Origin of the sequence: Methylobacterium radiodurans (genome assembly GCF_003173735.1) — a bacterium.
GTDB classification, from domain to species: domain Bacteria; phylum Pseudomonadota; class Alphaproteobacteria; order Rhizobiales; family Beijerinckiaceae; genus Methylobacterium; species Methylobacterium radiodurans.
In genome coordinates, this window is the sequence record NZ_CP029551.1 from 4,165,678 (window position 1) to 4,186,142 (window position 20,465).

At 66.6% G+C, this 20,465-nt stretch carries 13 protein-coding genes and 2 pseudogenes; 5 read left to right on the top strand and 10 right to left on the bottom strand.

Annotation, left to right across the window (positions count from 1 at the left end; all coding sequences use genetic code 11):
* Nucleotides 1-300 precede the first annotated feature (300 nt).
* Nucleotides 301-1,743, top strand: a complete 1,443-nt coding sequence (locus DK427_RS26480) for a hypothetical protein (protein WP_162559845.1) — start codon at nt 301-303, stop codon at nt 1,741-1,743.
* Nucleotides 1,744-1,766: 23 nt separating this feature from the next.
* On the opposite strand, the pseudogene DK427_RS19610 reads toward DK427_RS26480, so the two are convergent.
* Nucleotides 1,767-2,250, bottom strand: a pseudogene (locus tag DK427_RS19610) (IS5 family transposase); the annotation flags it as partial.
* A 280-nt stretch (nt 2,251-2,530) separates the two neighbouring features.
* Between DK427_RS19610 and DK427_RS19615 the strand changes: the two are divergent.
* The 4 genes from DK427_RS19615 to DK427_RS19630 all read left to right on the top strand — a co-directional run bounded on the left by DK427_RS19615 (nt 2,531) and on the right by DK427_RS19630 (nt 10,024).
* Entirely contained in the window at nt 2,531-2,929 is a 399-nt protein-coding gene (locus DK427_RS19615) for a hypothetical protein (RefSeq protein WP_109952726.1), read from the top strand.
* Between the two features lie 125 nt (nt 2,930-3,054).
* Nucleotides 3,055-3,450 carry a hypothetical protein gene (locus DK427_RS19620; protein ID WP_109952727.1) on the top strand — a complete coding sequence of 132 codons (396 nt, stop codon included), beginning with the start codon at nt 3,055-3,057 and terminating at the stop codon, nt 3,448-3,450.
* A 588-nt stretch (nt 3,451-4,038) separates the two neighbouring features.
* Nucleotides 4,039-6,021 carry a PAS domain-containing protein gene (locus DK427_RS19625; RefSeq protein WP_109952728.1) on the top strand — a complete coding sequence of 661 codons (1,983 nt, stop codon included), beginning with the start codon at nt 4,039-4,041 and terminating at the stop codon, nt 6,019-6,021.
* A 664-nt stretch (nt 6,022-6,685) separates the two neighbouring features.
* The gene (locus DK427_RS19630; protein WP_162559846.1) at nt 6,686-10,024 is read left to right on the top strand and encodes an EAL domain-containing protein; all 3,339 of its coding nucleotides are present in this window, start codon (nt 6,686-6,688) and stop codon (nt 10,022-10,024) included.
* Nucleotides 10,025-10,731: 707 nt separating this feature from the next.
* Here DK427_RS19630 and DK427_RS19635 read toward each other — a convergent pair.
* The 9 genes and pseudogenes from DK427_RS19635 to DK427_RS19675 form a co-directional block, all read right to left on the bottom strand.
* A complete protein-coding gene (locus DK427_RS19635) occupies nt 10,732-10,938 on the bottom strand; it encodes a hypothetical protein (protein ID WP_109952730.1) in 207 nt (68 codons plus the stop codon).
* On the bottom strand, nt 10,935-11,159 hold the full coding sequence (locus tag DK427_RS19640; RefSeq protein ID WP_109952731.1) for a hypothetical protein: 225 nt from the start codon (nt 11,157-11,159) through the stop codon (nt 10,935-10,937). Before DK427_RS19640 ends, DK427_RS19635 begins: the two co-directional genes overlap by 4 nt.
* A gap of 704 nt (nt 11,160-11,863) precedes the next feature.
* A complete protein-coding gene (locus DK427_RS27160; protein ID WP_342772548.1) occupies nt 11,864-12,766 on the bottom strand; it encodes a methyl-accepting chemotaxis protein in 903 nt (300 codons plus the stop codon).
* Nucleotides 12,746-13,303 (bottom strand): annotated as a pseudogene (locus tag DK427_RS27165) (protoglobin domain-containing protein); the annotation flags it as partial. The gene DK427_RS27160 and the pseudogene DK427_RS27165, both read right to left, overlap by 21 nt.
* 400 nt (nt 13,304-13,703) lie before the next feature.
* Nucleotides 13,704-14,048: a hypothetical protein gene (locus tag DK427_RS19655; protein ID WP_162559847.1), complete on the bottom strand. Its 345-nt coding sequence runs from the start codon at nt 14,046-14,048 to the stop codon at nt 13,704-13,706.
* A gap of 65 nt (nt 14,049-14,113) precedes the next feature.
* On the bottom strand, nt 14,114-15,172 hold the full coding sequence (locus tag DK427_RS19660) for a zinc-binding metallopeptidase family protein (RefSeq protein WP_245931055.1): 1,059 nt from the start codon (nt 15,170-15,172) through the stop codon (nt 14,114-14,116).
* A complete protein-coding gene (locus tag DK427_RS19665; RefSeq protein ID WP_109952735.1) occupies nt 15,057-16,100 on the bottom strand; it encodes a PAS domain-containing protein in 1,044 nt (347 codons plus the stop codon). Before DK427_RS19665 ends, DK427_RS19660 begins: the two co-directional genes overlap by 116 nt.
* A 257-nt stretch (nt 16,101-16,357) precedes the next feature.
* Nucleotides 16,358-16,513 (bottom strand): zinc ribbon domain-containing protein, encoded by a 156-nt coding sequence (locus DK427_RS27565; RefSeq protein WP_109952736.1) that lies wholly within the window; start codon nt 16,511-16,513, stop codon nt 16,358-16,360.
* 176 nt (nt 16,514-16,689) lie between these two features.
* Nucleotides 16,690-20,436: a diguanylate cyclase domain-containing protein gene (locus DK427_RS19675; RefSeq protein WP_245930640.1), complete on the bottom strand. Its 3,747-nt coding sequence runs from the start codon at nt 20,434-20,436 to the stop codon at nt 16,690-16,692.
* Nucleotides 20,437-20,465 lie beyond the last annotated feature (29 nt).

The window sequence follows — 20,465 nt, forward strand, 5'->3', positions numbered from 1 at the left end:
GGCAGCAATTGCCTGCAGGATAATTATGCCCTTACGTGTGCCAATCTCAGGAATCAGCTGAGCCTCCTATTCTAACCTCGTCAAACGGTAGCTGCCGCAGATAGATAGACGACAAGTGTTTCCTAAGACGCCCCAGAGAATGAGAGAGATACGGCTGCCGTGATCGCCGCATAATTCCTATCTGATTGAGGCTAATTAGGTCGACAGGGGCCGAGCTTTATGCTTGTCTCTGTGAAGTTCCCGAGCTGGCAGATGTTGTGTCTCGGCGAGAGCCCCTAAGTGTGGGGCCGGAGAAGGGCGATGGGTGCGTATCTGGCGCGGGTCATGACCTGCGCGTCTCTCGTACTCGGCGTAATCGTTGGTAGCGGCACCATTACGGTCGATGCGATGAGCATCGTGACCCGACGCGAAATCCGTGAACCACCGGAATGGAAGGGCACACTGGAAAAGCCAGACTCTTCTGTTTGTCCGTCAAATTTTACCAATCCTCGCAATGCACCGTTCATCTTTAAGTGCAAGGCCGCCATTATCGGCAACGTCGAAAACGTCAACGCTTTTACTCCGGGACCATGGGAAGATAAAGGTGATTTAGATTGGGCTTTTCTTCGTCAGTACTGGCGGACCGGAAAGCATTTTTACTTTAGCGCTACACAATGCGACGGAGGGCAAGCCAAAATCGCAGATGCGGGCGCGAAAATGGAGGCCGAGCAATGGGCAAGGAAGCGTGTCACCCGCTGGAATAATGAACTCGGCAGAAGCAAGTTCAGGCCGTTCTTGGAATTTCGACAGTTAAAGGTCGAGTACTCATGCATACCCGGTGTTTTATCAAATCCGGGACCTACAGCTGAGGAGCGAGAGGATGAGGAGGCCGAGGGGAAGGCCAATGACATTGCCGACGCCAAAGAGGCGAAGGAGCGTAGCCAAGCAGCAAATGCCGTGAAATTCCAAATCACCAGCAACGATAAGAAGAAGATACGGATTGCTTTTTATTCCACAGCTCGCCGAAACGCGTGGCCTTCCTTTGACAGATCCTACATCGTAGATGCATATGATACAAAAGATTACAATTATCCACTCTCCTGTATTCGAGGCGAGCAAATATGCTACGGAGCCTGGCGTGAGGACGATCGATCCATCTATTGGGGCGTTGGGTACAACAATGAAAAATCGTGCACTAACTGCTGTACGACATGCGGCAGCGGCACTAAAATTGTCAGCCTCCAAGCAGGACCGGACGGACCTCCTCCTAACAGCCTTACTGTACGGATGAGGAGCTTGGATCCTCGCAGAGTACAAGTGGAGTTCTACTCGCAATCGTACAGGAGAGCTTGGCCTGGAGGTAGCAAGGCCTACACCTTGGCTGACTCCGAGTTTCACGAATACAACATCAATTGCCAGAAAGGCGAGAAAATCTGTTACGGTGCGTGGCGTGAGGGCAATTCCAATTCATATTGGGGGGTCGGCATGAACGACCACGACGGATGCACGAATTGTTGCATGACGTGCGGTACCGGCACCCATTCGCATACGCTTCAGCCAGGGAGCAACTCCCCGGGTGGCGGCTCAGGTGTAGGTTCGGGCGTCTCGGAGGCAATCGGCGCTGGTATCGCCATCGGCTCGGCCCTTGGCGGCATCATCAGTCGCGGCGGCGGAGGTGGTGGAACAGTCATACGGCGACCCAATCCCCCGAATTACAGCGGAGACTACCAGCCCGGGCGTAGCGGGATTTCCGGAGGCCGTTGATGTGCTAGCTTCTAGTCAGCGCTGTCCATCAGCGCATCCAGCGCGAACTGCTCGTGGCGCTCACCGGCCGTCAGGACGGCCGTGATCGGCTTGCCACCGCCCTCGGCGCGTAGATGCAGCTTGGTCGAGAACCCGCCCTGGCTGCGCCCGAGCGCCTCGCCTACGCCCTCGACCGTCGCCTCACCCCCCGATGGCGCCGGACCGGCGTGCCCCGGCGGCGTGCTGGTGGGCACGTACCACCGTCGCGTCCACGAAATGCAGGTCCCAGTCGAGGTCCCCGCGCGCATCGGCCTGCGCCTGCAGCCGCTGCAGTACCCGGTCGAACACACCGGCCTTGCGCCAGCGGTAGAACCGGCTCGACACCGTGCCGACCGCACCATAGCGCGCCGGCAGATCCTCCCAGGGTGCGCCGGTGCGCAGGATCCAGAGCATGCCGTTGAAGACTTGACGATGATCCTCCGCAGGCCGGCCCGTGCGCGGCTTCTGCGGAGGCAGCAACGGGGCGATCCGCTCTCACTGCGCGTCGGTCAGTTCAAAGCGTCGCATCCAGCCCAAATGGGCCTGACTACCCCACCTGTGAACCCCTTTGCAGAGACGCCCTAGGCGCCGACGCCAAGCCTTTTCCCGTATCGGTCCCTGAGGGGCGGCCCCATGTCCCGGAACGAGCCCCCGCGCGCATGGGCCGGCTTCAGCGCGGCGATCCCGGTTCGCAGCGACACACCGCCCTCCCCTTTGCGACTGAAAACGAATCGCTATCCTCGACCTGCCTTGCCTCGTCAGGAATGCAATGACCGACCGCGAAATCATGGATCGTGGCCCGCCGAAGCCGCCCTTCGGACAGACCTGCAACGGATGCGGCTACTGCTGCGCCGTTGAGCCCTGCAAGATCGCCCTGGAATACATCTCTCCCGAGATCGCCACGCCCTGCCCCGCGCTGGAGTTCGAGGGTGGCCGCTTCCACTGCGGGATGGTACGGCGGCCCGGCCGATACATGGCGCTGCCGAATGACTGGGCGGACGAACTTCTCGGACCCTTGTTCGCCCGGATGCTGGCGGTGGGCCGGGGATGCGACGCTGACGATCCGGGGCCGTCCGGGATCTTGAACGGTGCGTATAGGGACCGGGGCGTGACATCTCCGAGCGTCACGGACCCCGACGGCTTGCCCGACCATCATGTTGTCCGATGACGGGCCACGAGCCCGGGGCGATGATTGTGATCGAGGCCGATGTATCCTATTGCTGCAGCCGGCAAGCCGCACTTGAGCATGCCTGACAATGGTTCCGCGTTTATTTGAGAGGTGACCACCGAGCGATGAGCATCCGGTACTTCCTGGGAGTCGTCGACGAGACCGCCAATGCTTACCTGGCCGAGACCGCAGAGGGCGGGTTCGTGCTCGCCAAGGCCGAGGAGGTCGACCTGGACACGGCCCGCGGACGGGCCGTCGGGCGCGCCCGCATCGTCCACGACGCGGACGTGTTCAGCGTGATCGACGGTTTCGGCGACCCCATCTGCACGGTCGAGGATCGGACGCAGGCCGAGGATGCCCTGCAGGGGATCGGATACCGCAGCATCGAGTGTACGGGCAGGCTCTACCGATTCGCGGGGGCGCACGGCTGCACCGGACACTGGCTTCTCTCGGCCTGTCGTCACGACGCCGACGGCCTGCTCGACCTTGCGGATGATCATGCGTCCGATCTGACGCGGTGACCCTACCGACCGAGCATCCTCCAGGACATGTCGTGGGTCGCGACGCCAGTTCGGGTCGGCATGACGAGGACGGAAAGGATCCCGCGACCGGATGTCGATGACGGAGGGATGATTTCCGAAGGCGCCGACCGAAGGGTGCCCAATTCGTGTCGACGCGGGAAATGGGGCATGAACCGTCCGGCGGCCGGACGTCGCTAACCCGCCGATGATCACGCCGCGTGGTTGCACGAGGAGCGTCGGCGTTGATCCATCTCGGGCGGCTCGTCACGCTCCCGGAGAAGCACGGTCCGGGCTTGCCCGCCGCCCCCGCCCGACAGCTCGGCCTCGACCCTAAGGCGGTGCGCTCCTCGACGGAGTTCGGGCGCGCTTCGGGGACGCCCCGGCTCGACGTTGCCAGATTTTGAGGTTTCGAGTCGGAATACACGTGGCTCGACGCCGGCGAGCAGGAGAGTCCGTGCCTCCGATGGCATACAGATCTGCGAAATCTGCGAAGGCGGTGCGGCCTTCCCGTTCGATGGCAGAGGTCGGTTACGTGACCTTAAGGCTGCTGTGTTTTTTCCGGCACTCGTGACTGTTCTGGAACGACCGATGTTCGCACTCGTCCGGCGCTCCGGCGCAGCCGCCAAGCTCGATGCGGTGGAGCGTTCGCAAGCCACCGTCGCGTTTGCACTCGATGGGACCGTGCTGGAGGCCAACCGCAACTTCCTGGACCTTATGGGCTACGGCCTCGACGACGTTCGCGGGCGGCACCACCGGATGTTCGTCGCGGCCGACGAGGCGGCGGCCCCTTCCTATGCGGAGTTCTGGGAGGCGCTCCGACGTGGGACGTTCCGGAGCGGCGAGTACAGGCGCATCGCCAGGGACGGCCGCGAAGTCTGGATCCGAGCCACCTACAATCCGGTGCTCGACGCACGGGGCCGGCCGACGCGCATCGTCAAGTTCGCGCTCGACGTGACCGCCGAGAAGGAGGCCACCGCCGAATCCGCCGGGCAGATCGCCGCGATCGGCCGTTCGCAGGCCGTCATCCATTTCGCTCCGGACGGATCGATCCAGGACGCCAACGCCAACTTCCTCCAGGCAACGGGTTACGACCTGCATGAGATCCGAGGTCGGCACCATCGGATGTTCGTCGAGGAGCCTCATGCGGCCTCTGCCGAGTACCGCGGCTTCTGGGACGCGCTCGCCCGCGGCGAGTATCGCTCGGGCGAGTTCAAGCGTCTCGCCAAGGGCGGCCGGGAAATCTGGATCCAGGCCTCCTACAACCCCATTCTCGACGCGGCTGGACGCGTCCTGAAGGTCGTCAAGTACGCCACCGACGTCACGGCCGCCAAGCAGAAGGCAGCCGACATGGCCGGGAAGGTGGAAGCCGCGGCGCGATCGCAGGCGGTGATCGAGTTCGACATGGATGGCATCGTGCTCGATGCCAACGCCAACTTCCTGGAGGCGATGGGCTACGCCCTGGACGAGGTCAGGGGCCGACATCATCGCATGTTCGTCACGCCGGATTATGCCGGAAGCCGGGCCTACGCAGCCTTCTGGGCCAATCTGCGCGCAGGCAAGTTCTCCTCGGCCGTATACCCGCGCATCGGCAAGGGCGGACGGCAGGTCTGGATCCAGGCGACCTACAATCCCGTGCTCGATCTGAACGGCCGGCCGTGCAAGGTGATCAAGTTCGCCACCGACGTGACCAACAGCATGGCGGTCCGGACGAAGGCCATCGCGGCCGCGGAGCAGACGTTGGGCCGGGTGCAGGCCGTTGCCGTGGCCTCGGAGGAGATGCACCGGACGTCGGTGCAGATCGCCGACCAGATGCTGCGGTCGCATCAGGCCGTAGGCGAGATTCAGGAACGCATGCAGGCGGCCGGAGAGGCCGCCGCCAAACTGAACCAGGCGGCCGGTGCCATGAACGGCGTGGTGGAGGCGATCACCGGCATCGCGGAGCAGATCAACCTGCTGGCGCTGAACGCGACAATCGAATCCGCTCGCGCCGGCGCGGCGGGCCGAGGCTTCGCGGTGGTCGCCAGCGAGGTGAAGAACCTCGCGGGCCAGGCTCAGGCGGCGACCGGCAGGATCTCGGGCGAGATCGGTGCGATGCAGGTGGTCTCCCGAGACGTGGAGGCCGCACTGACCTCGATCCGGACCGCGGTCGATGCGGTCCAGGGCTTCATCTCGACGACGGCGGAGGCGAGCGAGCAACAGCGCGCGACCACCGGCACGGTCAGCGTCAACGTGCAGTCGACGGTCAGGGACGCCGCCAGCATCGCGCAAAACCTCGACGCGTGGCTCGTGGGGGTCGAGGAACGGCGGGACGACGACCGCGTGCGCACGGCGATCGCGGCGAAGGTCGAGATCCCGTCCCCGCCGACGCCGGAGGGCGGTGACGGACATCCCGAGTTCTTGTCGTGCGTCGTCGTCAACATATCGCAGACCGGAGCCAAGCTGGCAGTCGATGGCGAGAGGCTGCCGGACACCATCCGACTTCATGTGGGGCACGAGCCACCTCGCCCCTGCCGCGTCGTGCGCCGAAACGAAGGCGAGGTCGGCGTGATGTTCATGCAGGCGCCCGCGTAGCGCAGGCGTGCTGGCGCCGCGAAGGCTAATTCGACGCTCCGAGGCCGCGCTCGTCGGCGTGCGAGGGACCTATCTCGCCGCATTCCATGTGGCGCGGCGAGATGGACTTCCACCGGCCATCCGTGACCGCCACGGTGCCCGGCGGCTTGCACACGGCCGTTACCTCGCTTCGACCCCAGTCGTCGCGAAGAGGATCTATCGGGAAGGACGGGAGCAAGGGTTGGGCGGAGGAAGCCTGGGCGTCGGTTCCGCCGAGCGCACGGCTTTGGAGTGGCTTCCGCCGATCTCTCGGATCCCGTCGTGCGGCGGCGCAGGCCGACCTTGGAGGGAAGCGGGAACACCGCCGGAACGCCCCGCGCTGAACCGATCCACGGGCGAAGGAGAGCCGGCCCGCGGACCCCGGACGGAGTACACGTCAACGACCAACCATCCGCCGGCATCTGCCTCCTAGGCAGGGCGATCGTACGGTCTGAAACGGGGCGTGTCGTCCCGGAAGGCGGTGCGAGCGGCCACGCGTTCCCGCGCCAGCATCCCGCTAGGCGAGTTCCTGTCGCGAGGTCGCCTGGGAAGTCGACGGCGTGATCAGACGGTCGGCGGTGATGTGCAGCGTAACTGAACCTTAGCGAGGTTCCGATGAACCTCGCGAGCGATGAGACCGGACGTCATGCCCAGCCCCGCCGCCAATGTCAGCGAAGAAGAGCGCATAGCCCGGCTTCGGGAGCTCGGCGTCGAAACGATGGGTCCGTCCCCGTCGCTTGATCGCATCTGCGACCTGGCCCGTCAGACCTTCGGCGTACCCATCGCGTATGTCTCCATCCTCGACGGCGACAAGCAGTGGCCCAAGGCCCAGTGCGGGGTGGTCCTGGGCGAGATGCCGCGTGGGCAGTCGCTCTGCAACCATACGCTGCGCAGCGACGAGGTACTGGTCGTACCCGACACGTCGGCGGATGAGCGCTTCGCGGCGAACCCGCTCGTGACGCACGGGCCTCGCATCCGGTTCTACGTTGGCGCACCCTTGTTGCTCGGACCGGGCGTGCGGCTCGGCGCGCTTTGCATCGCCGACACCGCACCGCGCGAGTTCCGACCGGATCAGGTCGCGATCCTGGCAGGCCTTGCCGAGGCGGCAACGGCGGAGTTGCTTCGCCATCGTGCGGACCTCGCGGCCGCGGCGGATCGGGAGGAGCTGAGCCGGATCGCAATGCGGGCGGCCGACTGGGAAGGGGAGCTGCTGAAGCAGCGCACGCTTCTCTCGCAGGCGGAGAGCGTCGCCGCCTCGGGAAGCTGGGAGGTCGACCTCGCGACCGGGGAGCTGACTTGGTCCGACGGACTCTACCGGCTTCTCGGTGTCGAGCCCGACGCGGGCCACGACGTGGCGGATCTGTTCAGGCGGGGCACCGTCCCCGAGGATCTCCATCTTCTCGACGAGGCGATCGAATCTGTCGGGCAGGCCCGGCCCTTCGCCATGGAAATCCGCATCGTCGATGCCGGCGGGCGAACGCGGCACCTGTCGAGCCGCGGCGGCCCGATCGGCGACGTCGCCGGACGGCCGCCGCGCATGGTCGGGATCCTTTGCGACGTCACGAAAGCGAAGGCCGTCGAAGCGGCGCTCCGCGAAAGCGAGGACCACCATCGCCACGCCGTCGAGTTGAGCCCCCAGATTCCCTGGACGGCGGACGCGGACGGACGCATCACCGAGGCGGGCCCTCGCTGGATCCGGCTGACCGGCATGACCCCGGCACAGACCTTGGGCCACGGCTGGAGCGCGGCTCTCCATCCCGACGATCTCCAGCCGACGGTCGCCCGATGGACCCGCGCCCTGGAAGAGCGGCATCCGTTCGACATAGAGTATCGCGTCAGACTGCAGTCGGGCGCGTACCGCTGGTTCCGAGCCTATGCGGCGCCGAGGTTGGCCGCGGACGGCTCGATCGTGCGCTGGTACGGCACGCTCGAGGACATCCACGATCGCAGGAGCGCGGAAGAGGCGCTTCGGCGGAGCGAGGTCTTCGCGCGCAGCGTCCTCGACGGCAGCCCGGACTTCGTCACGGTGCTCGACCTGGACGGCCGTGTCCGCTCGCTCGGCCGAAGGGCGGCGGAGCGGTTGGGGCCGGACGTGTCCGATCGGGTCATCGGGCATCCATGGGTGGATGGCTGGCCGAGATCGCACCGGGGTTTCGTCGAACAGGCCGTAGCCCTCGCTCGGACCGGCGTCGGACACCGCTTCTCGTGCCGGTGCCCGGACAGGGACGGGTCGGATGCGTGGTGGGACGTCTCGGTAGATCCCGTCCGGGACGTGGACGGCACGATAACGCACATCCTCGCCATCTCCCGCGACGTCTCGGAACAGGCGCGGATGCAGCGGGAGTTCGACGCGATGCGCGACCAGCTCGCCGCGGTGCTGGAGAGCACCACCGACAGCGTGATCGTCGTCGACCGCAAGTTCCGCGTCACCTACATGAACCCGCATGCCAGGGCGTTCGTCGGCCGGACGAGCGCGCTCGAGGTCGGCGGCTGCCTCTGGGACGCCTACCCCGAGTACATGACGCCCGACCTCGTCGGACGGTTCGAGGCCGTTCTCGAACGGGGCGAGACGGTCAGGTTCGAGATGTTCGCCGAAAGAGCGGCCATCTGGCTCGACGTTCACGCCTACCCGAACGGAAGCGACGGCGTTTCCCTCTTCTTCCGGGACGTGACCGTGGCCCGTCGTGCCCGGGACGAGATCGCTCATCTCGCCCATCACGATCCGCTGACGGGCCTGCCCAACCGCACGCGCTTCAACGACATGTTGGAGGATGCGCTGGCACGGCGCAGCGAGGATGTCGCCGTTCTCCTGCTCGATCTCGACCTCTTCAAGGAGGTCAACGACACCATGGGCCATCCAGTCGGGGACGAACTGCTGCGCGCCGTCGCGAGCCGACTTCGCGGGACCGTGGCTGACGCGTGCCTGTTGGCCCGGCTCGGAGGCGACGAGTTCGCCGTCGTGGAGACGGCGGGAACGGAGGCGGCGTTGGCGCTCGCCGGGAGGATGGTCGCCTGCCTTCAGGCACCATTCGACATCGACGGCAACGCGATCCGCCTCGGCGCGAGCGTGGGTGTGGCCGTGGCGGGCGACGATTGCCGGTCCGCGAACGAGCTCTTCAAGGCCGCCGACATCGCGCTGTACAAGGCGAAGGCGGACGGCGGCGGTGGCGTGCGGCTGTTCGAGGATGCCATGCTTGGACGGATCCGCGCCCGGCAGTCCATGAAGCGGGACCTTGGCGCCGCCCTGGAGCGGCGTGAGCTGCATCTCGTCTACCAGCCGCTGATGGACCTCGGCTCCGGCCGCGCCTGTTGCGTCGAGGCCCTGCTGCGCTGGGACCATCCCGAGAGAGGCAGCGTGTCTCCGGCGGAGTTCATCCCGCTGGCCGAGGAGACGGGCCTCATCGTACCGATCGGCGACTGGGTACTGGAGACGGCATGTCGACAGGCTGTCGACTGGCCGGCGGACGTCTCCGTCGCGGTCAACGTCTCGGCGGTCCAGTTCCGGTGCGACAGCCTCCCGCTGCGGGTGGCGGCAATCCTCGCCCGGTCCGGTCTCGATCCGGTCCGCCTTGAGCTCGAGATCACGGAGTCGGTGCTGCTCCACGACAACGACCACAACATGCGTGTGCTCCATGCGTTGAGAAAGCTTGGGGTGCGCATCGCGCTCGACGATTTCGGGACCGGATTCTCGTCGCTTTCGTACCTGCGCCTCTTCCCGTTCGACAAGCTCAAGCTCGACCGCAGCTTCGTCAGCGACATCGGACATTCGGCCCAGTCGGAAGCGATCATCCGCGCGGCGGGCGAGATGGGCACCGCGCTCTCGATGATCACGACGGCCGAAGGCGTCGAGACGGCGGAGCAACTCGCGTGGCTGAGGGCGCACGGCTGGTCGCAGGCGCAGGGCTACTTCGTCGGACGGCCGTCCCGCTCGCCTTTCATCCCGGCTTCTGCCGCCGGCGAGACAATGTCTCGATACGCTTCTTGAGCGTCCGGCGCGGGGGAGGGACAGCTCCGCTGAATATGTCAGCCGGAACCCAAGGTACAATCTTTGTCTCCGGATCCTTCAAGTGCCGGTCCTGATCCGACATCAGGCTTCGTACCCCCTTGCGCCCGCAACCGAAGGGTAGCCCCAAAAGGGTCCAGGCTTCCGAAGGGCGCATGGTCGGTCGGGTAGGCCGCCAGCAGCCGACCAGCCGGATGCATCGATGGCACGTTCGGAAGGACGCAACCTTGCAAGATACCTGCTCCGGGATCCCGGCCGCCCTGGGCGTTTCGGTCCAAGGCCGCCGTCGACACCGGACCCCGCGAGCTTCTCGACGCTTACCAAGAGGCCTACGAAGCGGCCGACGATCGAGCCCGGCTCGTGTGTCGATCGGAAGGGAGCGCGCTCACGAGTGCCGATAGCTCGCCGAAGTCGTCAAAGGGACCGTTATAAGATTTTTGACCTAGTCCTTTGACCTAGAGGAAGCGCTGCTCCGCTCAGGCGGTGGGTCAGTTCGAAGTTCTTCGATCCACACTCATGGACGCAGCGCGGGCGGAGCCTCCAATCCTTCCGCCCTTGCTTCCATGCTCGATAGCCGCAGCCGATTTTCCGTGGTCCTTCGGCGTCAGCTCGCGGTCCTCAGCCTTCCCGTCGCCATATCCATGATGGCCTTGGCGAGCTGGTCGGAATCGCGGGGACGCCGGGGGTGGTCACGCGATCCACCCCTTCCTGACGCCATCGGCATACAGCGCCTCGGCATAGGTGGTAGCGTGGAGCTCGTGTTCGTTGCTGATCCGGGCGACCCGGCCCTCGGCCTCAGCCTTCGCGTAGGCGGCTACCAAGGCGGCCTTGTCACCGCCGTGCTCCTTGTAGAGCAGGCGCATCACGTCGCGCTGTGCGGGCTTGGGATCGGTCATCCGGGCCGCCCTCGCACATAGACCTTCTGATAGCCCAGGAAGTCGGCCATCTCCGGCGCTTTCGCTACTTCGGCGTCGAACCGACCGTCAGGCACGCGCTGCACCGATCCGTGAAGGGCGCCAAGCGACTGCATCTTGCCCGAAGGCATCCACTCGAAGAGGATGTACTTCTCGCCAGCGGGCGGCTCCTCGCCGGGCTGAAGGCGTATGATCTCGGCCATACCCCTACCATGCCACGGCCACCCGCGGGGACCAAGGGCGGGTCAAGCGGGGTGGAACTCAATCCGACCCACTACTCCGCGCCGGGTCATGCCGGCTAGGCCCGGGGCGCACCATCCGTCCGCCGGTGGATGGACGAGCGGGACGCCTTCCGGGCAGGCCCGACCTCCGAGGACGCCACGCGGAGACAGCGCCTATCAAGCCGATCCACTGGTTCGTGGCCTGCCGCCCCGTCGTCGAGGGGGCTTCCTGCCCGGGGACGTCCCGCCCCGCCCTCCCCTGGCCGCCCGGGAACGCGGCGGTCGACGACTTCCCTACGACCCGGCCGTCGCGACCGGTGGGGAGCGCACGATCCTTGGCGGCCCGAAGACCACGGACGTGACCGTGCTGAAGCAGGGGCCCCGCCCGGTGCTCGCCGTCCCCTGCAAGGGCACCGTCAAGGCTTTCCGCAACCTGACGAACAGGCTGGAGGAGGCGGTCGGCGACCGTACCAACATCCACAGCTCCGAAGCCGCCCTCGCGACCAACCTCCTGGACCTGAAGGCTCCGGAAACGTCCGGCCGGGACCCGGTCGCCTTGGGAATCGGAATCGGAGGCCGACCGCAGGCACCTTCATGCCATGGCAACGCTACCGGAGGCGCATGCCGGGGGACGGCCTCGGGGCGGTGGGACGCCCGAATGGGGCGCGACGAAGAAGCGGACTTGCCTAGGCGGCGCAGGCACGTTCGAGGAAGGCGTCGATGTTCCGACGCAGGCTTGCCACCTCGCGGTCGAGGGCATCCTGCGCCGACGCGACGCTCCCGGTCGCCACCGAAGCCGACTCCGCGGATCGCGCCAGGGACATGATCGCCTCGCCCGTGACCCGTGTCCGCACCGCCGTCGATTGCACGGCCTGCGCGATCTCCGCCGTGACCGCGGCCTGCTCCTCGACGGCGGCGGCGATGGCCGTCGCGATGGCATCGACCTCCCCGATGCCGGCGGTCACCCCGTGGATGTCGGACGCGCTCCGTTGCGTCGCCTGCTGGACCGCCTCGATGCGTTGACCGATCTCCGTCGTCGCGCGCGAGGTCTGGTTGGCCAGCTCCTTCACCTCGGCGGCGACGACCGCGAACCCCCGACCCGCCTCCCCTGCACGCGCGGCCTCGATCGTCGCGTTCAGCGCGAGGAGGTTGGTCTGGCGCGCGATGCTGGCAATGAGCTCGACGACATTGTTGATCCCTGCGGTCTGCTCGATCAGGCCCTGCACCGACTCTCGGGCCCGTTGCGCGTCCAGCACGGCCTCCTGCGCGACATGCGCGGAGCGGGATGCCTGCTGCCCGATCTCCCGGACCGACGTCGCAAGCTCCTCGGTCGCCGCGGCGGTCGACTGCATGGCGGCCGAGGTTTCATCCGCCGTGTGCATGACGCCTCCGGCGAGTTCGTTCACCTCGCCGGTCATCCCGGCAAGGGTCGCCGACGCCGCCGCGAGCGCGGTGTTCGCCTCCTCCGAGATCCGCAGGCTTTCCTGTACCGCTCCGGAGAAGGTCGAGACCGCCTCCGCCAGCGCGGTTCCGCGCCTTTGCCGCTCCTCGACCAAGACGTCCTGATAGACCGAGATGGCGAAGTCCATGTCGAGCATGACCGCCTTGTTCAGGGCCTTGACCTTGCCGGCCAGGGACACCCCCCTGAACCGGAACTTGGTGGCCAGGTGCTCGACGAGCGCGTTCAGGACGAAGGCGTACCCGCCGATGTACCAGCGCGGTTCGAGGCCGACCTTGTGATGGACGAGCCCGATGCGCCGGATGCCGGCCACGTAATCCTCGTCGAACCTCGCCGCGAAAAGGCGCTCCCAATGGTTGGACTGAGCCTTGACCAAACGATCCTAGTGCAGTCCGAGCAGCGCCTTCAGGTGTGGCGAGGTTTGCACCTTATCGTAGAAACGGGCGAGGATCGACGGAAGTGCGGGCGCGATGAGCGGCCAAAGGTGATTCAGTTCAAGCCTTGTTTCGGGATCGATTCCGATGAAGTCGAGGCGCTCATCCAGTTGATATTGGTCGGACATGATGTGTGCCTTGGCGCCGTCGCGGCTTGGTGTTGAAGATTTTTGGGCATACTGATGCGATTTGGTGAACGTTCCCTTCCCGGCTTTCCCTCGGCTCTTGGTCATCCCGGATGGGGATGGGCCGCTTCATGTCATCGACTGCGTGTTGACGGACATTCGGCTATCGGGAACAACGGGGTTAAGCCCCGACGCCCGACTGTCCGTTGCGGCGACCCGCCCGGGTTGATCCGGAGCCCGCCGCATGACCCGGAGCACGAGGCCGGGTTGCCGGCGGTGGCCGAGGCGCGACGCCGCGGGGCCTAGCATCGCTGCGGGGCCCTCGGCTTCGAACGGGGCGTCCGCGCACGGGCGACGAACGCCAAGCTTCGCCGCCTTGACTGCCCGATGGACCCGAGCTCGCGTCCCGGCCTGTCGCAGACGTGCGAGAATGTCCGCCTAGGGCACGGCCGAATCCTTTTACAGGCTCGGCCACGCCTCAGGGTCGAGGAATGGGAGCAGGTCCTTCTTAACCCCGCCCTTCGGCAGGGATCCGTCGCGGCGCGCCGCGCGTGCGTGCGCGCCAATCCATCTCGGCGAGGCCGCGCCGGCCGATCTCGGCGGTCGAGGCGCAGGCGTCCGGCAGGGCGAACGCCAGGTTGCCGATCGTCGTCGAGTACGCCGCCCGGACCGTCACGAGCGCGATTTGGCGCAGGCCGAGCCCGCGCTCCAGCATCGCCTTCGGCGTGGTGCGGTCCAAGGCGTTCAGCCTGTGGTTCAACCGCCTCGCCCTGCCGCCGGAGCGCAGCTTGCGGAGCCCTTCCTCCATGCCAACGAGACCAACGCCGCGCGCCTCGCCCAGCCGCACCGCCAAGCCGGTGACTGTCGAGCGCCGCACCCTCGTCATGGCGTTGCAGGCAAAGTCGAGGGATCTTGGGCTCACAACCTTCGACGAATGAGATCGTGGATGAAGCTCAACTTCGCGATCACGGGCGGAGCCAGCACGAAGGGGTAGAGGTCACGGTTGCCCATCGCCCGGTTCACCCCGTTCATCGCGAACACGAACGGGAACCACGCGGCCATGATCGGTTCGATCGTCTCGGCCGTGTACGGGTCGAAATCGATCGTCGCGGACATCGCCGCGCTCGCCTTCACGCACGGCCTGACCTGCAGCCCGAAGGCGCTCGCCATCTCCAGCGTGTCGACGATGTGCAGGTAGTGGGCCCAGGTCTCGGCGAAATCCTCCCACGCGTGGGTGGTCGCGTAAGCGGAGACGTAGCGCTCCTGCCAGTCCGCCGGCGCACCGTTGGCGTGGTGGCGCTTCAGCGCCTCCGCGTAGTCCTCCCTGTCGTCGCCGAAAACGGCCCGGCAAGCGTCCAGCTTGCCTCGATCCCGTACGATGACGTCCCAGTAATGGTGGCCGACCTCGTGACGGAAGTGGCCGATCAGGGTGCGGTAGGGCTCACCCATGGACTTGCGCCGCTTCTCGCGCTCGACGTCGTCCGCCTCGACCAGGGCGATGGTGACGAGGCCATCGTCGTGGCCGGTCAGGACCTTCGGCCCCTGGGTTTCCGGCGGGTCAGAGAGGAAGTCGAACAGCAGGCCGTGCTCAGGATCCTCGGCGCGCGTCTTGAGCGGCAGGTCCCAACGCAGGAGCTGGTAGAACAGGCGGTGTTTGGCCACCTCGATCTGCTGCCACGCGAGGAGCTGAGGCGGGTCGGAGGCGTTCGGGATCGTGCCGTTGTGGCGGCAGGCGAGGCAGAACTCCTGGTCGGAACCCGGTGGCACGAGCCAGTTGCAGGCCTCGTAGCCGGCATTGGCGCAGAAGCGGCTTGGACGATCGGGCACGGCGAGCGGCGTCCAGGTGTCGCCGCCTGCAGGCTCAAGAGCCGAGAGCGTTCCCGTCTCCGGGAGGTAGGCCAGCGTGTGGCCGCACTGCTCGCAGCTGCGATTCTCGAAGTAGAGGACGTTGCTGCAGGACTGACAGCCCCGCGGCAGTTGGGCGGAAGCGCCCCACGTCCTCGACCCGGCATCCGAAGGTCGCCGCGAAGGCATCGTTCACGGCGATGAGGCGGAAGCCTTCGAGCTGCACGAGGGCGGTCGGCACCGGCGCGAGTTGGAAGGCCTTCGCGAACCGCTCCTCGCTCTGCCTGAGCGCTGCCTCCGCCTTCGAGCGATCCTCCAGGTCCGCGAAGGTGAACAACATGCAGGGTATGCCGCCCGGCATCTCGATGGGGTGGCCCGCCACGATGACGTGCTTCTCCGCGTCGATCGGCACGCGCAGGCAGGCCTCCATCTGCGGGATGGTCCGGCCTTCGTGCAGGCGCGTCAGGGCAAGGTCGCGCCGTTCCGCCTCGCGCAGCACGTCGACCTCGCAAACGGTCCTGCCCAAGACCTCGTCGCGGGCGAAGCCCGTGAGCTGCAGGAAGCCCTTGTTGACCTTGACGAAGCGCAGGTCCGACAAGCGGCAGACAAGGGCGGGAGCCGGATTGGCCGCGAACGTTCGCTCGAAGCGGTTCTCGGCCTCGAACCGGTCCGTGACGTCCTGAAGGAGCAGCACGAGGCAGTCTGGTACGCCCTCGGAATCGTTGATGACCAAGCTGCGGATCCGGTGAACGCGCTTGCGCTGTTCGTTGTCGGCGCGAGCGACCTCGACGAGCACGTCACGGAAGACCTCGCCTGCCATCACGCGTTCGACCGGAGGGTGCTTGCGCTTGCCTTCGTGCTGGTCACGGTACCGCACGATGAAGCGTTCGCGGAAGGCGTCGAGGTCGGAACCAAGATCCTCGAGCCGCGTGACACCGTACATGCTCGATGCCGCAGCATTCGCGTAGGTGAGCCTTTGGTCGGAGGCGATCTGAATGACGCCATCGCTCAACCCAGCGATGATCTGCTGCAGCTGTCCGCGATTGATCTGTTCGACCATGTGCCAGCCGCCCGCTCCGATTGCCTCAGTGGTGACAACTCGCCAGCCTGAGGGTTGGAAGTCGCCGCACCGGCGATCGTGAACCGGGCGGTTGCCACTCGCTCATATTCGAAGGGCGAATGGAGGTTGAGCTACGTCCGGATCAACCATCTTCGCCGCCTTGAACGATGGGGAGTTTCGGAAATCGTGACACTTCGTCCCGTTGACGCGTCGACGGGCTGCTGATGCACGCCCTCTGCGTCCAGCAACGGTGTGCTTCACCGCCGTTTGCTGTTGACCGCCGCGTCGACGTCGGCGTGACCGGTATGGCCGCAGTTGATGCAAGTGAAGAGCGCTTGGCTCCGGCGGCTCCTGGCATCGACAACTTCGCGCGCCGCGCGAGTCGGCGACGTGAACGGCGCGGGCACAACCATGATCCTTGCAGCGGCCTTCAGAGGCGACCGGGCGGGATCCTACGTTCGCTTCCCGCGCAATGGCAGCGCCTGTTCGACCTCGTCTACATCCCTTCGGATCATGGTCACGCCCCGCATGACTTGAGCCAGGCAAGCGCCGCGTGTTCGGGCCTCGCACCGAAAGCGAGGGGTTCCGGTCAACCCGACCGCCGGGTAAGGCCTCTCCCTTTGCGAACGGCTTGCCTGTCCATCAGGAACCGGGGCACGCGCGAACCCGCCATCGGCTTGGCGTAGTGGTAGCCCTGGGCGTAGTTGCAGCCCATCGCGAGAAGACGCTCGGCTTGGCCGGCCGTCTCCACGCCCTCGGCCGTGACCTGCATGCCGAGGTTGCGCCCGAGCCCGATCACGGCGGCGACGATCGCCGCATCGTCATGATCGCGCTCCATGTCGCGCACGAAGCTCTGGTCGACCTTGATGTGCCCGACCGGGAACTGCTTCAGGTGCGTGAGAGAGGCGAACCCGGTTCCGAAGTCGTCCAGCGTGATGAGCACGCCGGCCTCGTCCAGCTGCTGCAGCATCAGGGGGACGGCCTCGGAGCCGTGTCCGAGGAAAACCGTTTCGGTCACCTCCACCTCGAGGGAACCCGCGGGGACGCCGTGCTCTTCCAGGACGGCCAGGATGCCGCCCGCAAGGTCCGGCTTGCGGAACTCGGCCGAGGCGAGGTTCACCGCCACCCGGCCGGACGCGAGGCCACGATCCTGCCACGCGCGCAGGTCGGTCGCGACTTGACGGAGCACGGATTCGCCGATCGCCGTCGCCAGCTCCGGCTCGTCGAAGGCCGATCCGAAGTAGCCCGGCGTCAGCAAGCCCTTCTCCGGATGCCTCCAGCGCGCCAACGCCTCGAAGCCGACGACCGTGCAGCGTGCGAGGCAGACCTTGGGCTGGTAGAAGGGCACGATCTGCCCTGCCTCGAGGGCTGCCCGGATCTCGCCGGCGACGGCGAGGCGCCTCTCGGCTTCGGCGCGCAACGCGGGCGTGAACACCACCGCTCGGCTCCGGCCTTCGGCCTTGGCTCGGTAGAGCGCTATGTCCGCGTCCTTCAAGAGGTCTCGTGCCGCGTGGTCGTGATCCGGATGGGCCGCGATGCCGATGCTCGCCTTGCATGCGAGCCGATGCTCCCGGTGCCGGAAGGGCTGTGCGAGCCTCTCGATCAGAGCCTTCGCATGGCCGACGGCATGCTCCAGGCGAAGCGGCTCGACGACGATCAGCGCGAACTCGTCGCTGCCGAGGCGGGCCAGGGTGTCCTCCGCCCGCAGGCCCTCGCCCAGACGGTGGGCGGCCTCCACCAGCACCGCGTCCCCGCTGTCATGGCCGAGGCTGTCGTTCACGTCCTTGAAATCGTCGAGGTCGACCAGCAGCAGGCTCACGCTGGACCCTTCCCGCCCGGCTTGTTCGAGTGCCTGTTCCAGGCGCTCCTGGAACAGGCGACGATTGGGCAGGCCGGTGAGCGCGTCGTGGTTCGCCGAGCGCCACGCCTGTTCCTCGGCCAGCTTGCGTTCGGTGATGTCGCAGCTGACGCCGACGACGCGTTCGTCGTCGACCCGCTCGGCCCAGGCGCTCAGCCAGAGCGTCCGGCCCGACGGCGTGACGTACCTGAACTCCCGATGGACATAAGCCTCTGCACCGCCGAAGGCCGCCCGGATCTCGGCCCGCTCGTCCGGATGCACGTGGTCGAGAAAAGCCGTCGTCGGGCCGGAGCCGATCCCGAGCAGCTCGATCGCGCTCTCGGACCGAAGGCTCTGGCCGGTGACGAGGTTCTGCTCCCAGGCCACCATCCGCCCGGCACGTAGGGCAAGCCGCAGACGCTCCTCGCTGGCGCGCAGGGCCGCGTCGGAGCGACGTTTCTCCGTCACGTCGTGCATGGCACCGATCATGCGCACCGCGCGACCCCATCGGTCGCGGATCGCGAAGCCGCGGTCGATCACTTCCGCGTAGCCGCCGTCGCCACGCGCGAAGCGGTACTCCGCGATCCAGCGGCATTGATCGCCGTCGAGGGCTTCCTCGAAGGAGGCGAGAACGCGCGCGCGGTCCTCCGGGTGGATCTTGCTCTTCCACCACGCGCCGCTTGTTTCGTGCTCGATGCCGTCGTAGCCGAACAGGCGCCGCGTCGCCTCGCTCCACACGATATGATCCGACACGAGGTCGTAGTCCCAGATCGCGTCCTCGGTCGCCAGCAAGGCCAGTCGGTAACGCTCCTCGACGGTCGAGGAAGAGTTGTCCGCGTGCCGGTGGCGGCGCTCCCCCGCGCCGGCTCCGACCGCGGGGGATTCGCGGTGCGCCGGCTCATGCCCATGCAGGCAGTAGGTGTTCCGCCCCGCTGCCTTGGCACGGTAAAGGGCCTGATCGGCACGAGCGTAGAGCAGGTCGGGATCGGCGGCGTCCGACGGAGCAAGCGCTATGCCGATGCTGATGCCGATCCCCGTCGGGTAGCCGTCGAGGTGAACGGGCGACGCCATCGCCGTGATAAGCCGACGAGCCAGGCAGATGGCCTCCTCGGGCCTCCCGTTGGCGCCTCGGAGAACGACGAATTCGTCCCCGCCGAGGCGGGCGGCCACGTCATCGATCCGCAACTCCGACCTGATCCGGTCCGCCACCGCGCACAGCAGGCTGTCGCCTGCCTGATGACCCAGGGTGTCGTTGACGCGCTTGAATCGGTCGAGATCGAGGCAGAGCAGGGCGAAGCCGCCGCTGCGCCCGGACCGGGCGATCTCCTGTTCGAGCCGCTCGCGAAACAGAAGCCGATTGGGCAGGCCGGTGAGCGGATCGTGGCGAGCGATGTGCGCCAACCGCGCCTCGGTCTCCTTGCGTTGCGAGATGTCCCGCAGGAACGCGTTGAAGGTGGTCACGCCACCTGCGGTGTCGAGGGACAGCGCGACCTCGACCGGGAACTCGGTTCCGTCTCGACGCAGGGCCGCGAGCTCGAAGCGCTGTTTGCCCAGAACGTCGCCCCGGCGGGTCTGCAGGTAACGTTCGACCCCGCGGGCATGGGCGGCGCGGTGGCCCGGGGGCACGATCGTCTCGGCCAGGCAGCGTCCCAGCACCTCGGCCGCCGACCAGCCGAAGGTCGCCTCCGCGGCCGGATTCCAATGCGTGATCCGCCCGGCCGCGTCCATGCTCACGAACGCGTCCTGCGCGGTCGCGAGCACTTGGTGGTAACGCTGGGCGTTCTCGCGTGCGGTTCGCGCGTCGCGCCAAGCCCGCAGGTACGCCACGACGACCTTCGCGAGATCCTGGAGCTGTTCCCTCTGCTCGGCCGAGAAGGTCCTGGGCCGCCTGTCGAGGACACAGAGCGAGCCGACGTTGAGCCCCGGGCCGAGGACGAGCGGCGCACCGGCATAGAAGCGGACGCCCGCCTCGCCCGCAACCAAGGGAAGGGCGGAGAAGCGCTCGTCCGTCCTGGCATCCTCGACCACCAGGACGTCCTCCGAGAGGATGGCGTAGGTGCAGAAGGATTCCTCGCGGGGTGTACCGTCCAGGGTCAAGCCGCATTTGGCCTTGAGCCACTGGCGCCTTTCGTCGACGAGCGACACGTACGCGACCGGAGCGTCGAAGAGGGTTTGCGCGATGCGGCAAACCGCGTCGTACTGCGGCTCCGGCGCGGACCCGATCACGTCCAGGGCGTGCAACGCGTCAAGGCGATCTTTCTCGTTCGGATGCAGCGGGGACATGCACGATCTCACCGGGGCGGGCTGCCTGGCGAGCGCCCCTACCTCGGGGCACGCTATGCAACCGCTGGTTAATGGAAGGTCATGGCACGCACGCGTTTCGGGGAGACGGTCGTCGGGGATACCAGCCTTTGCGCCCTTGCCGTCGACCATCGTGCGCAGCCGGTCGCGGTCGTAGTCCGCATCGCCCGGAAGGAGGTCGGAGGGCCGGGGCGTCATCTGAACCGCGGTCTGCGACCTGGAATGGC